General features: G+C 61.1%; 16 protein-coding genes and 1 pseudogene. 5 read left to right on the forward strand and 12 right to left on the reverse strand.

Annotation, left to right across the window (positions count from 1 at the left end; all coding sequences use genetic code 11):
- Nucleotides 1-206: 206 nt before the first annotated feature.
- The 9 genes from dtd to AKV04_RS06505 all read right to left on the reverse strand — a co-directional run bounded on the left by dtd (nt 207) and on the right by AKV04_RS06505 (nt 9,384).
- The gene (gene dtd, locus AKV04_RS06465) at nt 207-650 is read right to left on the reverse strand and encodes a D-aminoacyl-tRNA deacylase (RefSeq protein ID WP_054005646.1); all 444 of its coding nucleotides are present in this window, start codon (nt 648-650) and stop codon (nt 207-209) included.
- Nucleotides 647-1,570, reverse strand: coding sequence for a carbohydrate kinase family protein (locus AKV04_RS06470; protein ID WP_054005857.1), 924 nt, complete (start codon nt 1,568-1,570; stop codon nt 647-649). The genes dtd and AKV04_RS06470 overlap by 4 nt, the downstream gene beginning before the upstream one ends.
- A 63-nt stretch (nt 1,571-1,633) precedes the next feature.
- Entirely contained in the window at nt 1,634-2,605 is a 972-nt protein-coding gene (locus tag AKV04_RS06475) for a phosphoribosylaminoimidazolesuccinocarboxamide synthase (RefSeq protein ID WP_054005858.1), read from the reverse strand.
- An 81-nt stretch (nt 2,606-2,686) separates the two neighbouring features.
- On the reverse strand, nt 2,687-3,820 hold the full coding sequence (locus AKV04_RS06480) for a hypothetical protein (protein ID WP_054005859.1): 1,134 nt from the start codon (nt 3,818-3,820) through the stop codon (nt 2,687-2,689).
- 12 nt (nt 3,821-3,832) lie between these two features.
- Nucleotides 3,833-4,927 (reverse strand): SPFH domain-containing protein, encoded by a 1,095-nt coding sequence (locus tag AKV04_RS06485; protein WP_054005647.1) that lies wholly within the window; start codon nt 4,925-4,927, stop codon nt 3,833-3,835.
- Between the two features lie 25 nt (nt 4,928-4,952).
- On the reverse strand, nt 4,953-5,912 hold the full coding sequence (locus AKV04_RS06490) for a DUF2927 domain-containing protein (protein WP_054005648.1): 960 nt from the start codon (nt 5,910-5,912) through the stop codon (nt 4,953-4,955).
- A 2-nt stretch (nt 5,913-5,914) separates the two neighbouring features.
- On the reverse strand, nt 5,915-7,099 hold the full coding sequence (locus AKV04_RS06495) for a toxic anion resistance protein (RefSeq protein ID WP_054005649.1): 1,185 nt from the start codon (nt 7,097-7,099) through the stop codon (nt 5,915-5,917).
- Between the two features lie 46 nt (nt 7,100-7,145).
- Nucleotides 7,146-8,018: a 5-bromo-4-chloroindolyl phosphate hydrolysis family protein gene (locus AKV04_RS06500; protein WP_054005860.1), complete on the reverse strand. Its 873-nt coding sequence runs from the start codon at nt 8,016-8,018 to the stop codon at nt 7,146-7,148.
- A 172-nt stretch (nt 8,019-8,190) separates the two neighbouring features.
- Nucleotides 8,191-9,384 (reverse strand): pseudouridine synthase, encoded by a 1,194-nt coding sequence (locus AKV04_RS06505; RefSeq protein ID WP_082351542.1) that lies wholly within the window; start codon nt 9,382-9,384, stop codon nt 8,191-8,193.
- A 100-nt stretch (nt 9,385-9,484) separates the two neighbouring features.
- Between AKV04_RS06505 and AKV04_RS06510 the strand changes: the two genes are divergently transcribed.
- Together AKV04_RS06510 and AKV04_RS25415 are read left to right on the forward strand one after the other, a co-directional pair.
- The gene (locus AKV04_RS06510) at nt 9,485-9,913 is read left to right on the forward strand and encodes a nucleoside deaminase (protein ID WP_054005862.1); all 429 of its coding nucleotides are present in this window, start codon (nt 9,485-9,487) and stop codon (nt 9,911-9,913) included.
- Between the two features lie 85 nt (nt 9,914-9,998).
- Nucleotides 9,999-10,735 (forward strand): annotated as a pseudogene (locus tag AKV04_RS25415) (IS5 family transposase).
- Between the two features lie 150 nt (nt 10,736-10,885).
- Here the strand turns inward: AKV04_RS25415 and AKV04_RS06525 are convergent.
- Nucleotides 10,886-11,470 (reverse strand): flavin reductase family protein, encoded by a 585-nt coding sequence (locus AKV04_RS06525; RefSeq protein ID WP_054005865.1) that lies wholly within the window; start codon nt 11,468-11,470, stop codon nt 10,886-10,888.
- 76 nt (nt 11,471-11,546) lie between these two features.
- Between AKV04_RS06525 and AKV04_RS06530 the strand changes: the two genes are divergently transcribed.
- From AKV04_RS06530 to AKV04_RS06540, 3 genes are read left to right on the forward strand one after another with little or no spacing between them, the layout of a single operon-like run.
- Nucleotides 11,547-12,071 carry a GNAT family N-acetyltransferase gene (locus AKV04_RS06530; RefSeq protein WP_054005866.1) on the forward strand — a complete coding sequence of 175 codons (525 nt, stop codon included), beginning with the start codon at nt 11,547-11,549 and terminating at the stop codon, nt 12,069-12,071.
- Nucleotides 12,072-12,127: 56 nt separating this feature from the next.
- A complete protein-coding gene (locus AKV04_RS06535) occupies nt 12,128-12,886 on the forward strand; it encodes an EcsC family protein (protein ID WP_156317402.1) in 759 nt (252 codons plus the stop codon).
- 16 nt (nt 12,887-12,902) lie between these two features.
- Nucleotides 12,903-13,292, forward strand: a complete 390-nt coding sequence (locus AKV04_RS06540) for a GFA family protein (protein WP_054005651.1) — start codon at nt 12,903-12,905, stop codon at nt 13,290-13,292.
- A gap of 236 nt (nt 13,293-13,528) precedes the next feature.
- On the opposite strand, the gene AKV04_RS06545 is transcribed toward AKV04_RS06540, so the two are convergent.
- A complete protein-coding gene (locus AKV04_RS06545; RefSeq protein WP_054005652.1) occupies nt 13,529-13,966 on the reverse strand; it encodes a T6SS immunity protein Tdi1 domain-containing protein in 438 nt (145 codons plus the stop codon).
- 99 nt (nt 13,967-14,065) lie between these two features.
- Nucleotides 14,066-16,315 (reverse strand): phosphoenolpyruvate--protein phosphotransferase, encoded by a 2,250-nt coding sequence (gene ptsP / locus AKV04_RS06550; RefSeq protein ID WP_054005653.1) that lies wholly within the window; start codon nt 16,313-16,315, stop codon nt 14,066-14,068.
- Nucleotides 16,316-16,406: the final 91 nt, after the last annotated feature.

Here is a 16,406-nt window from a genome sequence, read left to right on the forward strand (position 1 = left end):
TATCGGTGCGGGGCAGGGCGCTCCGCACGATCCTACCGCTAAACTTTATCTAAAATTGTCATCCTCTGTGCTCAAATATCCTCGGGGTCTGGGGGGCGAGCCCCCCAGCCTTTGCCTGCACCCCGTGCAAACGTTAACAAACCCTTAAAACCGCCACCCCAAGTCCCTGAATCAAAACACTAAAAAAAGGTCCCGAGTTGGGACCGTCACAAATCATCGGTATCCATCCAGATCGTCACCGGCCCATCATTGTGCAGGGCCACATCCATATCCGCGCCAAAAATCCCGTTGGAAACCGCGATCCCCTCCGCCGCCACCCGTCCGGAAAAATACTCATAAAGCCGCCGCCCTTCCTCCGGTGCCGCCGCATAAGAAAACCCCGGCCGATTGCCGCGCAAATCCGCCGCCAAAGTAAACTGAGACACCACCAAAGCCGCCCCACCCGCATCCTTCACCGACAGGTTCATCTTGCCAGCCGCATCCTTAAATATCCGCAGCTTGGCAATCTTGGCAGCCAGTTTATCCGCCTGAACCTCGCCGTCCCCTTGCATCGCACAGACCAAGATCAGCAACCCCGCGCCAATCTCCCCCACCACTGCGCCATCCACCGACACAGAAGCTCGGGAAACCCGCTGCAGCAGCGCCCTCAAAGTTCGTTGGCCCAAGGCGGATTGGCCCCGGCACGGCTGACAGTCACCGCCGCCGCCCGCGTCCCCAGCGATAAGGCCGCATCCAACTCCGCATCTGTCAGGCTGGCCACCCGCGCCTTCGACAAAGCCCCCGCCTGATGCAATGCCGCCAAAACCCCGGCGTTGAACGTATCCCCCGCGCCAACCGTATCAACCACCGTCACCTTCTGCGCCGCGACAAACCGATCCTGCGACGCCGTCACCGCCCGTGCTCCAGCCGCGCCTTCCGTGATAAAAACCACCGAAGGCCCCTTCGCCAGAATCCCGCGCGCCAACCCAACCAGATCGCCCGCCCCCCCGAGCCAGTGCAAATCTTCATCCGACAGCTTCACAATATCCGCCCGCGCCACCATCCGCTCAATCCGCGCGCGATATTCCACCTCTTTGCCCGCGATAAACCCGGGCCGGATGTTCGGATCAATCATCGTCACCCGAAGTGGGGCCTCGCGCGCCTGCAACGCCTCATAAGTGCTGGCCGCCGGGTCATTCACTAGACAAATCCCGCCCACAAACACCGCCTCAATCTCATCGCCCAAGCTTGGCAAATCCGCCAGCGCCAGCATCCGCCCGGCCGTGCCCTCATCATAAAACGCGTAAGTTGCCTGCCCATTCACCAGCTTGACAAAAGCCACCGTGGTCGGGCGATCCGAGCGCGCACATAGCGAGATATCCACGTTCGATGCCGTCAGCGTATCCGCCAAAATCTCGCCCAGCATGTCGTTTGAGATGCCCGAGAAAAATCCCGAAGGTGCCCCGAGCCGCCCCAAAGCCATCGCCGTATTGAACACCGCCCCCCCGGCATAGGGCGCAAAAGCCGCCTCACCCAAGGTCGAGCTGCGCGGCAGCATGTCGATCAAAGCTTCACCACAGGACAGAATCATCACGGCCTCCTTGCGCATTTGCGCGAGATTACACGACACGCCGCTGTTAGCGCAAACAGTGGCTCAGGCGAAAAATGGTTTCAAATTGGCGCGCACACGGTCCAGCGGCGTCGCACCGGTCAGATCGGGCACAAATGTCTGCCCGGTGATCGCCTCAAACGCCTCGATATAGACTTTTGAGGTCGCGAGGATGATCTCCGCCGGAATTTCCGGGATGTCATCCACATAAGGATCACAGCGCGCACCGACCCACGAGCGGATCACATCCTTGTCGAAACTCGGCGGACGCGTGCCCGCTTCAAAAGCCGCCTGATAGCCCGAGGCGATCCAATAGCGGCTGGAATCCGGCGTGTGAATCTCATCGGCGATCAGGATATTCCCGTCAGCATCCAGCCCAAACTCATACTTGGTATCGACCAAAATCAACCCACGCTCGGCCGCCATCTTCTGCCCGCGCGCGAACAAAGCCAGCGCCTTGGCTGACACATCCGCCCATTGCGCGGCAGTCAGAAGCCCTTGCGAAACAATCTCCTCCGCCGTCAGAGGCTCGTCATGCGCGCCGTCGAATGCCTTTGAGGTTGGCGTGATGATCGGGGCCGCCAGCACCTGATTGTCACGCAAACCATCGGGAAGCACATGGCCATACATCGCCCGTACGCCCTTTTTGTACTGCGTCAAAACCGAGGTCGAAGTCGTCCCCGCTAGATAGCCACGCACCACCACTTCCACTGGCAGGATCGTCACATGCTTGCCGATCACCACATTCGGGTCCGGATAGGCCAGCACATGATTGGGGCAAATATCGGCAGTATGGTCAAACCAAAACCGCGCCATCTGCGTCAGCACTTGGCCCTTGAACGGGATCGCCGCCAGAATCCGGTCAAACGCCGAAATCCGATCCGAAGAAATCAAAATCCGCCGCGCGGGTTGGTCTGCCGTAGCGGGCAGATCGTAGCAATCGCGCACCTTGCCGAAATAGGGGTTCGGCAGTTCCGCAATGCGGGCATGGTCAAGAACGCGGGAAAGATCGGTCACGGATTGGCCCCCAAGCTGCCCAAACAAGCTGTTTCGCCTATCGCGCGCGGGCGGGCGAGAGTCAACCTGCCCGCCATCAGATCAATTCATCCAATCCGGCCTCGACAGCCCGAAGATCGACGGATCGTAGAGATAAGCCGCCCCTGCCGCCAGAATCACCGCGCCCAGCACCGCAAAACTGATCTTCCACCAGCTGTAAGGCCGCTCGCCCTGCACTTCGCCGGTTTGGCCGTTGACCAAAAACCGATAGCTTTTGCCGCCATATTTATAAGCCGCCATCCAGATCGGCAGCAGCACATGCTTGAAGGTCTCATCGGCGTAATCGGTATCGACCGTCTCGACCCTTTGCACGTCGCCACCAATGTCGCGGCGCACGTCATCCTCAATCACCCCGGCCATCACGCTTTTCGCCGTGCCCCAACCATCGGCAAGGCCAACGGTATAGCCCTCAGCCTGAAAACCCGCGAGGTAATCGGCGGAATAGGGTTCCAGCTTGCCCAAATCCCACGGCGTCAGATCATTGCCCAAGCGCGCGGGCAGGCTGGTTGAGGCCATCACCAACACATCATCGAAATCGCGCGAGACTCGTCCCGAGGCTGGATACCACCGAGTCTTCTGTACCTGTTCCTGCCGCCGTTCGGTCTTGCCATTGACGGTGACATTCACCCATTGGGTTTCATAATAATACTCGCCGCGTTGTCCACGATAGCGACTGTCGGTGTCGGCGTCATAGGTCCAGAACGGCGCGTAGATGCCATCCATCGCCCGCCCCGCGCGGGTGTATTCCAGCAGCGAATTCGGCGCAAACCATAAGCCGCCCAGCCAGCCGATCAACGCTTTGCGCGCCTGCGTCTCGGTCAACTCGAACGGCACCACGGCCTGAGGTTTGATCCGACGATGGCTGCCCGTATCCACCACCACGGGCGTGGCACAAAACGGACATTGGCTGGCGTGGTTCGCGCCCTGAAACTCCACCACCGCCCCACAATTCGGACATGAGGTGCTGCGAACCTCTTCGGTTGCGGCATCCGGCAGATCATCGGCCAAGCCCTTGGCCAGATCATGCTCGGTCAGCGCCTGCGCCTTTTGGCGCGGGGCTTTGGCGGGGATGGCTTGCACAAAGCCGCAATGGTCACATTTCAACTCGGTCTGACCGGGCGCATAGCGCAGGTCGGCCCCGCATTGCGCGCAGGGCCAATGATTTGCTTCCATCACGGCCATGAAAGATCAGCCTGCCGGAGGTGGTGGTGGCATCATCGCAAACAGCTTGGCTAGATCGGTATCGCCCGCAGCCTTCCAGCCATCCTGCCCCGCTGTCCAAACTTGGGCGCTGCGGCTGAGGCCACCTGAAGCCACCATCTCCGCCAGATCGGATTCGCTGAACGGGCCTTTGGTAGCACCATTCTCGGCGACATGCCAAGCCTTGCCCGCGGGTGGAGGCGGAGGCGGCGGAGGTGCCGCTGCCGCAGGCGCAGCCCCCCAAGGCCCCACCCCGCTCGCCATATTCATCCCCATGCCCGCCGCCATGCCCGCCCCGACCATAGCCCCCACACCGCTGTTTGGTTGCGCCATGCCCTCAGCCGCATTGAACTGCATGTATTTGTTCAGATCGCCGGCCACGCCCATCGAGGTGCGCTTATCCAGAACCTTCTCGACTTCTTCCGGCAAGCTAATGTTCTCAATATAGAATTCCGGGATGGACAGCCCGTATTCCGTGATCTTCGGCTCAATCGCAGTGGCAATCAGCTTGCCCAGATCGGCGGTATTCGCCGCCATATCCAGTACCGGTATCCCGGATTTTGCCAGCACTTGCGACGCTTCCTGTACGATCACATTGCGGATTTGCAGGCTGATCTCATCCGCCGTGAACTCGCCATCGGTGCCAACAATCTCACGCAGGAACACCGCAGGGTCGGCCACCCGCATCGAATAGGTGCCAAACGCCCGCAGCCGCACCGGGCCGAATTCCGGGTCGCGGCACATGATCGGGTTTTTGGTGCCCCATTTCTGATCGTTAAACCGCGTGGTGTTGATGAAATACACTTCCGATTTGAACGGGCTATCAAAGCCGTGATCCCAATGCTGCAACGTCGTCATGATCGGCATGTTGTTGGTTTCCAACATATACATGCCCGGCCCGAACACATCGGCCAACTGGCCCTCATGCACGAACACCGCCGCCTGGCCTTCCCGCACCGTCAGCTTGGCGCCGTATTTGATCGCATTGCCCTGCCGCTCAAACCGCCACACCATCGTGTCGCGGGTGTCATCCAGCCAGGTGATGACATCAATGAACTCGCCCTTCAGAAATCCGAAAACCATGACGTACTCCTTTGCCCACAAGGGCCTAGCTTTCCCCACCCATCAGACGACGGGCAAGTGTTTCCACGATGGGCCGCGCTTCGGCCTCGGTCATGCCGGGGCGCAGGGCGGGGTTGTACAGCATCCGCAACATCATCTCGTCTTGCGTGGTCAGCAAAGCGAATTCTTCATCGTCGTTGAAGATCGAGGGCCGCGCCTGCGGGCTGTCATTTGGCAGCCCCAAACCCTGCGCGATTTCCTCGTGGATGCAGGACAGCCGCAGCAGATCGGGGTGCTCGGCCCGGATCACCGCAAACGCCCCGGTATAAACCCCCGACGCCCCCGCCGATTGCGCATAAACGATGCAATAGGTGGATCGCTGCATCGCGGTGATGCCGCTGACATCATTCGCCGTCAACCCCGGCATCGCGGCGTGCAGCACCGGGCCTAATGCCTGCCGCTCATCTTCCGAGACGATATACACCCAGAAATTCGGGCGGTTGTCATCCAGCCGGATCGGATGCCCGGTCAGCCCTTGCAAACGCTGCAAGTAAGACCCCACCCGCGCGGTATCGGTCGCGCGCATCTGCGCCGAAACCGAATCGCCAAACCGCAAGCCCACCCGCACAGGCTGCTGCCACCGCCGCAGCGCCGAGGTGGTCTGCCGCTGCACCGTGCTGGTGTTGGACCGATCGTATTCGTCGTAAAGTGCGACACGGATGAAGTTATCCGCCAGCATCCGGTCGGTATAGGGCTTATCCACCCCGCCGCCATCGGTGCGCAGCAGACCCTGACCCAGCAAGCCCTGCTGCACTTGCGCATAATACGCCCGTGCCGCCGTACTCGCTGCGGTTTCCGGCGTCACCACCGGTTCCGGCGGCTGCGCCATCACCGGGCGCGGCGCAGGTTTCACCACAGAAACCGGAGCCTCAGCGCAGCCCAACAGCGCCAGCGCGGCCAGAAGACCGCACCAGCGTTTCAACAAGACGGGCCGCGCTTGCACCATGATCAGACGGCGCTGCCAATATTGACGCCGCTGGCGGTATTGCGCGCGCGGGCCGAAGCCAGCGTGTCGCGCAGCTCGCCCTCCATCTTCACCAGCTCAATCTCTGCCGCCGCCCTGCGCGCCTTGCCCTCATCGGCAATCGCCAGGCTTTCCTCGATGGTCGCGACCAAAGTGGCATTGGCCTTCTGCACCGCTTCAATATCAAACACCCCCCGCTCCATCTCGGTGCGCACGATCTTGTTGGCGTCTTGCAGGTTCGTGGCGTTGGCGGTCAGCAATTCATTGGTCAGATCATTGGCATCCTTGATCGCCACCGCCGCTTCCTTGCTGCGCTGGATCGTCACAGCCTGCGCCAGCTGAGTTTCCCACAACGGCACGGTGTTCATCAGGGTCGAGTTGATCTTGCCGACCAGCGACTTGTCATTTTCCTGCACCAACCGGATTGAGGGCAGCGACTGCATCGTCACCTGACGCGTCAGCTTCAGATCATACACTCGCCGTTCCAGATCATCGCGTGCCGCGCGCAGATCGCGCAACTCCTGCGCCCGGATCAGCTGATCGGCTTCCGGGGCCGCCTTCACCGCAGCTTCCCGCGCCGGAATATCATTGGCGTCGAGTTCCTTCAGCTTAGCTTCCCCCGCCGCAATATAGAGGCCGAGTTCGTTATAGAAGGTCAGCGTCTTACCATAAAGGATATCCAGGCTCTTGATATCCTTCAGTAAAGTCGTCTCATGCACCAACAGGTTCTCGGTCACCTTGTCGATCTGGGTCTGCACCTGCTCATACCGCGCCACAAACTCAGCCAGCGGAGCAGCATGCCCGGTCAGCCATTCCCACCAGCTTTGCTTGCGGTTCACATCCAGTTCTTCACCCGAAAAGCCACGAATGGTGGTGACAATCTCGCGCAAGCTGTCGCCAGCAGGCCCAACGTCCTTATTCTTCACCCCCTGCAGCATTTCCTGCGAAATCACCTGCAACTCCGCCTGCGCCCCCGACCCAAACGAGATGATCGACTGCGTGTTGCTCATATCCAACTCCGCCATCCGCTTGCGGATATCTTCCGCAACCGGGGCAGGGGCGGCTTCCAGCGCCACCACTTCGCGCCCCGGTTCAGGCAGGATCACAGCGGTGACTTTTTCAACTTCGGCCAAGGAGGTGGCAGCTGCAGCGCGGATATCTTCGGTCATGGCTCTCACTCGTTCAAAGCCCCGTAGGGGGCGGATTGCAGAAAGATTAGGTTTCCAGTTTCAGGCGATCGCGTAACACCTGAATTTCAACGTCCAGATCGGTGTGATCGCCTTGCAGCATGGCCTGTGTGCGCGCCGCAAAGGTGGTTTCCAACTCGCCCAGCAAGGTCTCATAATCATTGCGGATTTTCGGATCGCGCCCCTGCGCATAAGCATCGGCAAATTTCACCGTCGCATCGCGCGCACCCATCAGATAGACTGACAGATACTTCCGCGCCGCCGTCAAATCGCCCGGATCGCTTTCAACCGAGCGAAACAACCCGCGCGCAATGCCCGCAAACTTCGCCACCCGCGCCTCAAGGCTCGAATCCTTGGCGCGCAAAATCGCATCCTTCATCCCCGCCAACAGCGCCTCGGCCTCATCCACGGCTTTGGCGACCCGCTCAACCTGAAAGCTGTCAACGCCCTCCATGCCCTTGTCGCGCATCGGGTCCAGACCGAATGCGCCGACATGTAGGATCACCCCGGCCAGCCCCAGCAAAATCGCATAAACCATCGGCTGCGCCACCATAGCACCGACAGCCAAGCCGACGCCCATCAGCACCGCGCCAAACGCCTTGCGCGGTATCGCCGGACGCCGCGCCACCTTGCGGGCGTCATAGGCATCCTGTGCCAGCGCGCCCTGCTGGGTCAGCCAAGCCGACAACAGCAAAACCCCGCAAGCAGCTAACCCCATGATCAGCGCGCGGGGTTCGCCCTTGAACGCCAAAGCCGCAAACAGAAACGGCGGCAAGAACAGCGCCCGCGCCCGTCCGGTGGACTTTGATCGCGCCGGCATCCCCGGCTGTGGTGCAACCCCCGGCCCCGCGTCGACACGCGAATTACCCGGAGAATACTTACCGCCAAACCGCTCTGCCATCATTGGGCTCCAGTGATTGCGACATAGACCATCAGCGCCAGCAACAGCATAAACGCGCCCGATTCCAGACCCTTGGCAGACATGACGCCTCCTACCCGAACACCGGGAACCTCATGACTATAGGCACAGCCGCGCCGCCATGCCAGAGGGCACAAACGGGGAATTATCGCATTCAGGCACCGCGCTTTGGCCGCCCGCCCGCAGGCTTCGGCCCCGTAGGCCCACCGCGCGTCGGCGTCGCCCGCTTCGCCGCTGGTTTTGTCGGCCGCAAAGCCCCGCCTTCAGCCTTCTTGGCCGCCGTGCCAAAGCTACGCGGCTTGCCCGCCTCAGCCTCGGCCTTTTTCGCCGCCGTCCCGAATGTGCGCGGCTTTACCGCCTCACCCCAAGCCTCTGACAACTGCTTCAGCCCCTCACCCGCCTTCAATCTTTTGCCCGAAGCCGAACCCTCAGCCTTGCCCGTCGTGGTCCGCGACGCAGGCCGAGGTGTCCGCGTCCGCTTCGGCGCATCCTCATCCACCGTCGCCCCTTGGCCAAGTTGATCGCGCAAAACCTTGCCCTTGACCTCATCAACCTCACCCGGCTGCAAATCGTTCAGCCGGAACGGTCCGTAGCTGACACGGATCAGCCGGTTCACGGTCAGGTTAATCGCGGCCATCGCGCGGCGGATCTCGCGGTTCTTGCCCTCGCGCAAACCCACCGTCAGCCAAGCATTGGCACCCTGAATCCGGTCAATCACCACGATCATCGGTTGAAACCGCTCGCCCTCAACCACGATGCCCTTGCGCAACGGCTCCAGATCCGGGTCCACCGGATTGCCATTCACCCGCACACGATATTTCCGCAGCCACCCGGTCGAGGGCAGCTCCAACCGCCGCTTCAACGCGCCGTCATTGGTCAGCAGCAACAAGCCTTCCGAGTTCAAATCCAGCCGCCCCACCGACATCACCCGTGGCAATTCGGCGGGCAGATTGTCAAACACCGTCTCGCGGCCTTTTTCATCGCTTTCCGAAGTCACCAGCCCGTCCGGCTTGTAATACAGCCACAACCGCGCCTGCTCCGGCTCGCCCACCACCACACCACGCGCCACAATCTTATCCTTTGAGGTCACGTTCAGCGCCGGCGAAGTAATCACCTTGCCATTGACCGAAACTTCCCCCAACTCGATCATCCGCTCGGCTTCCCGTCGCGAAGCCACCCCAGCCCGAGACAAAACCTTGGCAATCCGGTCGCCCTCCGGCGTTCCCGCCGCAGGCTTCGCCGCCACCGCAGACTTCCGCTCAACGGCTTTGCCTTCAGTCCGGGGGCCCTCAACCTTGGGGCCAGCGATCTTCGGTGCAGATTTCGGGGGATTTGTATTCTCGGCCATAGTCTCTTATCCTTCAACGGGCTCAGCGCGCGACATGCGGGCTATTGGATCAAACTATTCTCTCAACCGCCAAGGGGCAAGCACGGTGTTCAAAACCTTCATGGACGCCGCCCTAAGCGAAGCTCGTGCCGCAGGCGCGCGCGGTGAAGTCCCCATTGGCGCGGTCGTGGTCAAAGACGGCCAAATCATCGCCGCCGCCGGAAACCGTACCCGCGAGCTTTGCGACCCCACCGCCCATGCCGAAGTCTTAGCCATCCGCGAGGCCTGCCGCCTCGCAAACTCCGAACGCCTCCCCGGATACGACCTCTATGTCACCCTAGAACCCTGCCCAATCTGCGCAGGTACTGTCTCCGCCGCCCGCATCGCCCGCCTGTACTACGGCGCTGCCGATCCCAAATCCGGCGGCACCCTCCACGGCGCGCGGGTGTTCAGTCACCCGCAATGCCACCACATCCCCGAAATCTACGACGGCATCAACGCCGCCGAGTCCGAGGCCTTGCTAAAGACCTTCTTCACCCAGCGCCGCTAGGGTTTGTTGACGTTTGAGGATTCCCACATCAGTTTCTGAGTGATTCAAGGTTGCCAAATGGGAGGCAACTTTGATCCGCACCGCTTTGACCGACGCCCAATGGGAAACCATCGCCCCGCACTGTCTTGGCCGGGAATGTGATCCCGGTCGCACGGGACCTGATCCGCGCCTTTTTGTCGAGACCGTTCTCTGGAGCGCGCGCACCGGCTGCCCTTGGCGCGACCTGCCCGAGGATTTCGGGAAGTGGAACTCAGTCTTCAAACGGTTCCGCAGATGGGTGAAGGCCGACGCATTCTATCGTATGTTCAGGATGTTGGCCGAAGATGCCGACTTCGAATACGCCATGATCGACGGCAGTATCGTCAAGGTCCACCGCCACGGTCAGGGCGCAAAAGGGGGACTCAGAGCCAGGCCATCGGACGTTCTCGCGGCGGCATAACCACCAAGATCATGGCCCTGACCGACGCACTCGGCAACATGATCGACTTCCGCTTGCTGCCCGGACAGGCGCACGACCTGCGTGGCACCGCGGCCCTGATCGAAGGGCTGTCCTGCGGCCAGTTCCTCGCGGATCGCGCCTTCGACGCCAACTGGCTGCGCGATGCGCTGACCGGCGCAGGGATCGAAGCGGTCATACCCCCTAAATGCAACCGCCGCTTCCCGGCGGAGTTCGACCGCCACACCTACACATGGCGGCACCTGATCGAGAACTTCTTCGGAAAACTAAAGGAATACAGAGGCATCGCCATGCGCTGCTGCAAAACAGACGAAAGCTTCAGCGCGTTCATCTCCCTCGCGGCAACCGTGATGCGCACAAGATGAACATCAACAGACCCTAATTCTCTAAAATTTATCTATAATTTGCTTTCACATTGCCTAAATACTCCTGCGCGTCGCGCTGCTGTGGCAAGCGGAGCATGCCTCCGGCGGGGATATTTGCGCACAGAGGATGACCAAGTGCCGCTCGGCCCCTCACTCATCCGGCCGCCGCAATTCAAACGGTTCTCTCACAACCGCGTAATCCATATAGCCCAACCGCGCCACAGGCCGCACCAAGCCGAGATCAAACCGCCCTGCGCGCAGATATTCCTCGCGGATATGCACGCCGACAACCTCCCCCACCGCCATCCAGTTCTCGCCCGCCAACTCCAGCAAATGCACCAAGCGGCACTCCAACACCGCCGGAGCCATCGCCACCCGCGGGCAATCAATCGCCACACATTCCGCCTTCTCCACCCCGGCCCGCGCAAACTCATCCACCCCGCGCGCCACACTTTCCGAACTGGCGTTCATCTCGGCGATCATACTCTCGGCCACCACATTCACCGCAAACGCCCCCGTCTCGCGCAGGTTAGAGATCGAATCCTTCATCCCGCCCGCAAACATCACCTGCATCGGCGCATCATTCACCGCGTTGAAAAACGAATAGGGTGCCAAATTGTCCCCCAATCCGCCGCGCGTCGAAATCCAACCAATCGGACGCGGTGCCACAATCGCCTTGAACGGATTATGCGGCAGCCCGCCATTTCGGGGCCCCACCTTCGGCTCATAAAACATCCACATCCCCTTCAGGTTTGATCCTGCATCTATCCCATGTTACCCGCGTTTCCAGATGATTCTGGAAGGGCCGCCCGTGTATCAGCTTGAAGAAGAAGTCGAGGCTGACTGGTGGGAAGTCGAGGCGCTTTATGATCTGTGCTTTTCCCCCGGTCGCACCGCTTTGTCTTCCTACCGCCTGCGCGATGGCGTGCCCACCGTCGCGGCGCTCTGCCTGATCCTGCGCGATGAAGACGGCACCTTGGCCGCCGCCATCCGCTATTGGCCCGCTGAGATCGACGAGGGCGATGGCGAAGATGGTGAAGACGTTTTGCTGCTCGGCCCGATTGCCGTCCATCCCACCCGCCAAAGCGAGGGCCTCGGTGGCCTGTTGATCAACGAAAGCCTTGTCGAAGCCCGCCGCTTGGGATGGGAGCGCGTGCTTCTGGTCGGCGACGCGCCCTATTACTCCCGCTTCGGTTTCAAAAAGCTCGACGGCGTGGTGATGCCGCCGCCGACTAACCCCGACCGCGTGCTGGGATTAGAGCTGAAAAAGGGCGCTTGGGATGGCATCAAGGGCCATGTCATCAAGGCCAGTGGCGCGACCCTGCCGCAAGCCTGATCCCCTACTTGATCAGCACTCTTGCCGAAGCCGCGTAAACCCCCCACATTACGGCTATGACCCAACTTCCCGCCCTGCGCGCCCCCTCTGCCGACACCGAAATCGCCGAGCTGGCCCGCGCCTACAAGCGTGCCAATGGCCCGCTGATGACGCTGGTGAACAAAATCGGTGGTGGGTTGGAAAAACAAGCCGCGCTCATCCCCGATGCTTTGCGTACCCAGATCGAACAGGTGGTGATCCGCGCGCTGACCGCCGCCCACGGCCTCGCAGGCCTCGCCGATCAAGGCCCGAAGATGGGCGGGCGGGCCAGCACCTTCGCCGCCATGGCGACCGGGGCCGCTGGTGGGGCAGGCGGCTTGCTGACCTCGCTCGCCGAACTCCCCGTCACCATCACCTTGATGCTGCATACGATCCGGGCCGAGGCGATCCGCGCCGGGTTTGATCCCACGGAACCGGGCATCCGCGCCGCCTGTCTTGAGGTTTTCGCCGCAGGCACCCCGCTGCAAGGCGACGACGGTGTCAACGCCGCCTTCCTGTCGGCGCGGATGACCCTGACCGGCCCCGCGATCCAAAAACTCATCGCAACCGTCGCCCCCCGGCTTGCCGCGACCATGGGCCAAAAACTAGCCGCCCAAGCCGTGCCCGTATTGGGAGCCGTCTCGGGTGCTGCCCTGAACGCGGCCTTCCTCAGCTATTACCGCGAAATGGCCCGCATCCGTTTCGCGCTGATGCGTCTGGCCGAAACCCAAGGCGGCGAAGCCGTGGTCGCCGCCTTCGCCAAAGCCACCCTGCCGCCGAAAATCACCAAAGCCTGACTCCACGGAGGCCGACATGACCACATTCACCGGCGGCTGCCTCTGCGGCCAACTGCGCATCGTAGCCACAGGCGAGCCCTACCGCGTAGGGATCTGCCACTGCCTCGACTGCCGCAAACACCACGGCGCATTATTCCACGCCTCGGCGATCTTCCCTGAAACCGCCGTGACGATCACCGGAGAGTTCCGCGCCTACAAGGACCGCAACTTCTGCCCCACCTGCGGCTCCCCCGTCTTCGCCCGCAGCGGTGATGAGATCGAGGTCTATCTCGGCACACTAGACGCCCCGAACCAATTCACCCCGACCTACGAACTCTGGACCCTCCGCCGCGAGACATGGCTGCCAGAATTTCCGCTCAAGCACTACGAGCAGGATCGAGCCAGCACAGGCCGCACCGAGACCTAAGCCGCACCCTTTCAGGTAAAGTCCCCGCCCGGAAGCAAGGCGCTTGCGCCGCCGGGCAGCGCCCGACCGCCCCCACGGGCGGGCGCTTCTGCGCTGTCCCGCTTAGAACTTCTGGGGGATTGGCTGACCCATAAACCGCTTAGAACAGCGGTCGCCGCGCCCACCCGGCGGTCAGGCGCTGCCCTGTGTTGTGCGCGGGGGGCAACCATTGCATTGCGCCATCAGAGTTTTATGATTCAGTCTATGATCCGTACTTCAACCTGCACCCCATCGGGCAAGTCCTTTACGGCCAAGGCCCAGTTGCCCGAAAACTCAATCAGTTCCCCCAAGGGAACCGCTCGAATGTTTGTAGCTTCGTACTCCCCACCAAACACGCTTGGAATAACGAGGTAATAAACCCAACCTGCTTCCAATGCCCCAAGGTTTCGCCGAGCCAACTCTACAAGCTCAGACATCTCCCAATCCAAGAGAAAGTCATGATTTTTGGTCAATCGGGAAAATTCACCGGCGTTCTTTGCTACGACTTCACACCCCAGTTCTTCAGGACATATCCGCCAAAAAGACCCATCTTCGTGTTCAATCAGAAAGTTGCCGAACTCATTTTGCCCGGCGATTTCAATGGCTTTAAGTCCTGACCAGCCCCAATGCTCGCTTATTTCGCTCAGCAAATCCATTGATCACTCAAATTGTTGGTATGTCGCAATTAGTCTATGAACGATGATCTTGTTAACTGCCCATCGCCCACAAGACTACATCCGCCCCAACCAATCCCCTCACTCCCCCACTGACGCCAAGTACTCCATCAGCGCAGGCCGGATCGTCTCGGCCCCCTCACTCCGCGCGCGGTCAATCACTGCCCGCGCCTCACTCAAATCCACCCGCCGCAGCAAAGCCTTCACCGGGCCAATCGAGGCCGGACGCATCGACAAATTCCGCAGTCCTATCGCCGCAAAGGCTACCGCCTCAACGGGCCGCCCGGCATCCTCGCCACAGAACGACAGTTTGGTCCCCGCCTTTGCACAGCGCGCAATCACCACTTCCAGGAACGTCAGGAACGAGGCGTTCAGCGAGTCATAGCGCTTTCTCACCCGCTCATTTTCCCGATCTGCCGCGAAGAAAAACTGTTTCAGATCATTGCCGCCAATCGAGATAAAATCCGCCATCTCAAAAAACGCATCCGGCGCATAGGCCAAACTCGGCGTCTCCAGCATCGCGCCAACTTCCAGCGCGGAAGGCACCGCATGGCCCAGAGATTTCTCTCGATGAATCTCGCGCAGCACATGCGCACGCGCCTCAACAAATTCGCCATGCTCAGACACGAACGGAAACATGATCGCCAAAGGACGCCCCGCCGAAGCCCGGATCAGCGCCTGCAACTGCATCCGCAGCACACCCGGCTTGTCCAAACCCACCCGGATCGCCCGCCAGCCCATCGCCGGGTTTGGCTCGTCCTGCGGCTTCATATAGGGCAGCACCTTGTCCGAGCCGATATCCAGCGTGCGAAACGCCACCGGCAGGCCCTTGGCCGCCTCAATCACCCGAGAATACAGCGCCGCCAATTCATCGCGGCGCGGCATGTAATTGCGCACCAGAAACTGCAATTCAGTGCGGAACAGCCCGACCCCTTCGGCCCCCGAGCCCACCAGAGACGGCAAATCCGCCATCAGCCCGGCGTTCATATGCAAGGCAACCGTCACCCCGTCGCGCGTCGTCGCAGGCAGGTCGCGCAGCGAGGCATAGCGTTCCTGCGCCTTCGCCTGCATCGCCATCGTGCCGCGGAACGAGCGCGCCACCGCGTCTTCGGGTCGCAAATGTACAATGCCCTGATCGCCGTCGACCAAGATCGGATCGCCGTTCAGTGCTTCATTGGTGATCCGCTCGGCGTGAATGACCATCGGGATCATCAGCGCCCGCGCCACAATCGCGGCATGGCTGCCAACCGAGCCTTCCTCCAGCACCAGTCCCTTCAGCTTGCGGCCATATTCCAGCAATTCCGCAGGCCCGATATTGCGCGCCACCAGCACCGGATTGTCCGGCATTTCTGCCCCGGTATCCTTGCCTTGCCCGGTCAAAATCCGCAGCAGCCGATTCGACAGATCGTCCAGATCATGCAGTCGCTCGCGCAAATAGGCATCTGGCACCTGACTTAACCGCGCCCGTGTCGCCGATTGCTCTTTTTCCACCGCCGCTTCGGCAGACAGGCCCGAGGAAATATCCTCCTCCATCCGCCGCAACCAGCCGCGCGAATGGGCAAACATCCGGTAGGCCTCCAGCACCGCCTTTTGATCCTTGTCCAGGCTTTCCGCCGCCAGCAGATCATCCACAGATACCCGCAACACCCCCACAGCCTCGCGGATGCGGTCAATCTCGGTCAATGGATCATCCGCCACCGGATTGGTGACAACCACGCGCGGCTCGTGCAGCCAGACCCGGCCCTCGGACGCACCTTCTTGCCCGCTGGTGCCACGAAACAGCACCGGCTGCTTGTGCAACCGCCCCATGCCGCCGCCGCCCTCACCCGAGAACGCGCCAAGCTCGGTCATCTCGGCCAAAACCATCGCCACCACTTCCAGCGCGTAGATCTCATCTTCCGAATAGGCCCGCGCCTGCTTGGATTGCACCACCAAGACGCCCAGCTTTTCACCCACCCGCTGGATCGGCACGCCAAGGAAGGCCGAATACAGCTCCTCACCGGTTTCCGGCATAAACCGAAAGCCTTTTTCAGAGGGCGCATCAGCCGTGTTCACCGGCAGACCAATTCGCGCCACCCGACCGACCAGACCCTCACCCAGCTTCATCCGGGTCTTATGTACGGCGGCTTTCTTCAGCCCTTCCGTCGCACAGAGCTCCAGCGTTTCGGGGTCGCGGAACAGATAGATCGAGCACACTTCGGTGCCGATGGAATCCGCGATCAGATGGGTGATCTGGTCAAGCCGCTCTTGCCCCTTCGCCTTGGTGCCCAGCACATCGCGCAGGCGGCGGAGAAGTTTACGACTGTCACTGTCACTGCGCTCTGCGGGCATAGCCTCAATCCGATCAAATCCAATCTGCTCTCTATAGGCGAGTTATGTGACAAAAGTCAGTGGGCAAACCGTTGTCGCGGGCGAGTTTATC

Origin of the sequence: Cypionkella psychrotolerans (genome assembly GCF_001294535.1) — a bacterium.
In the GTDB taxonomy this organism is placed as follows: Bacteria; Pseudomonadota; Alphaproteobacteria; order Rhodobacterales; family Rhodobacteraceae; genus Cypionkella; species Cypionkella psychrotolerans.

What these genes read in the sequence shown, in the direction of transcription:
- AKV04_RS06470 (WP_054005857.1), bottom strand. Translation starts at nt 1,570, where the DNA reads ATGATTCTGTCCTGTGGTGAAGCTTTGATCGACATGCTGCCGCGCAGC.
- AKV04_RS06485 (WP_054005647.1), bottom strand. Translation starts at nt 4,927, where the DNA reads ATGGTTTTCGGATTTCTGAAGGGCGAGTTCATTGATGTCATCACCTGG.
- AKV04_RS06490 (WP_054005648.1), bottom strand. Translation starts at nt 5,912, where the DNA reads ATGGTGCAAGCGCGGCCCGTCTTGTTGAAACGCTGGTGCGGTCTTCTG.
- AKV04_RS06495 (WP_054005649.1), bottom strand. Translation starts at nt 7,099, where the DNA reads ATGACCGAAGATATCCGCGCTGCAGCTGCCACCTCCTTGGCCGAAGTT.
- AKV04_RS06500 (WP_054005860.1), bottom strand. Translation starts at nt 8,018, where the DNA reads ATGGCAGAGCGGTTTGGCGGTAAGTATTCTCCGGGTAATTCGCGTGTC.
- AKV04_RS06505 (WP_082351542.1), bottom strand. Translation starts at nt 9,384, where the DNA reads ATGGCCGAGAATACAAATCCCCCGAAATCTGCACCGAAGATCGCTGGC.
- AKV04_RS06510 (WP_054005862.1), top strand. Translation starts at nt 9,485, where the DNA reads ATGGACGCCGCCCTAAGCGAAGCTCGTGCCGCAGGCGCGCGCGGTGAA.
- AKV04_RS06525 (WP_054005865.1), bottom strand. Translation starts at nt 11,470, where the DNA reads ATGTTTTATGAGCCGAAGGTGGGGCCCCGAAATGGCGGGCTGCCGCAT.
- AKV04_RS06535 (WP_156317402.1), top strand. Translation starts at nt 12,128, where the DNA reads ATGACCCAACTTCCCGCCCTGCGCGCCCCCTCTGCCGACACCGAAATC.
- AKV04_RS06540 (WP_054005651.1), top strand. Translation starts at nt 12,903, where the DNA reads ATGACCACATTCACCGGCGGCTGCCTCTGCGGCCAACTGCGCATCGTA.
- AKV04_RS06545 (WP_054005652.1), bottom strand. Translation starts at nt 13,966, where the DNA reads ATGGATTTGCTGAGCGAAATAAGCGAGCATTGGGGCTGGTCAGGACTT.
- ptsP (WP_054005653.1), bottom strand. Translation starts at nt 16,315, where the DNA reads ATGCCCGCAGAGCGCAGTGACAGTGACAGTCGTAAACTTCTCCGCCGC.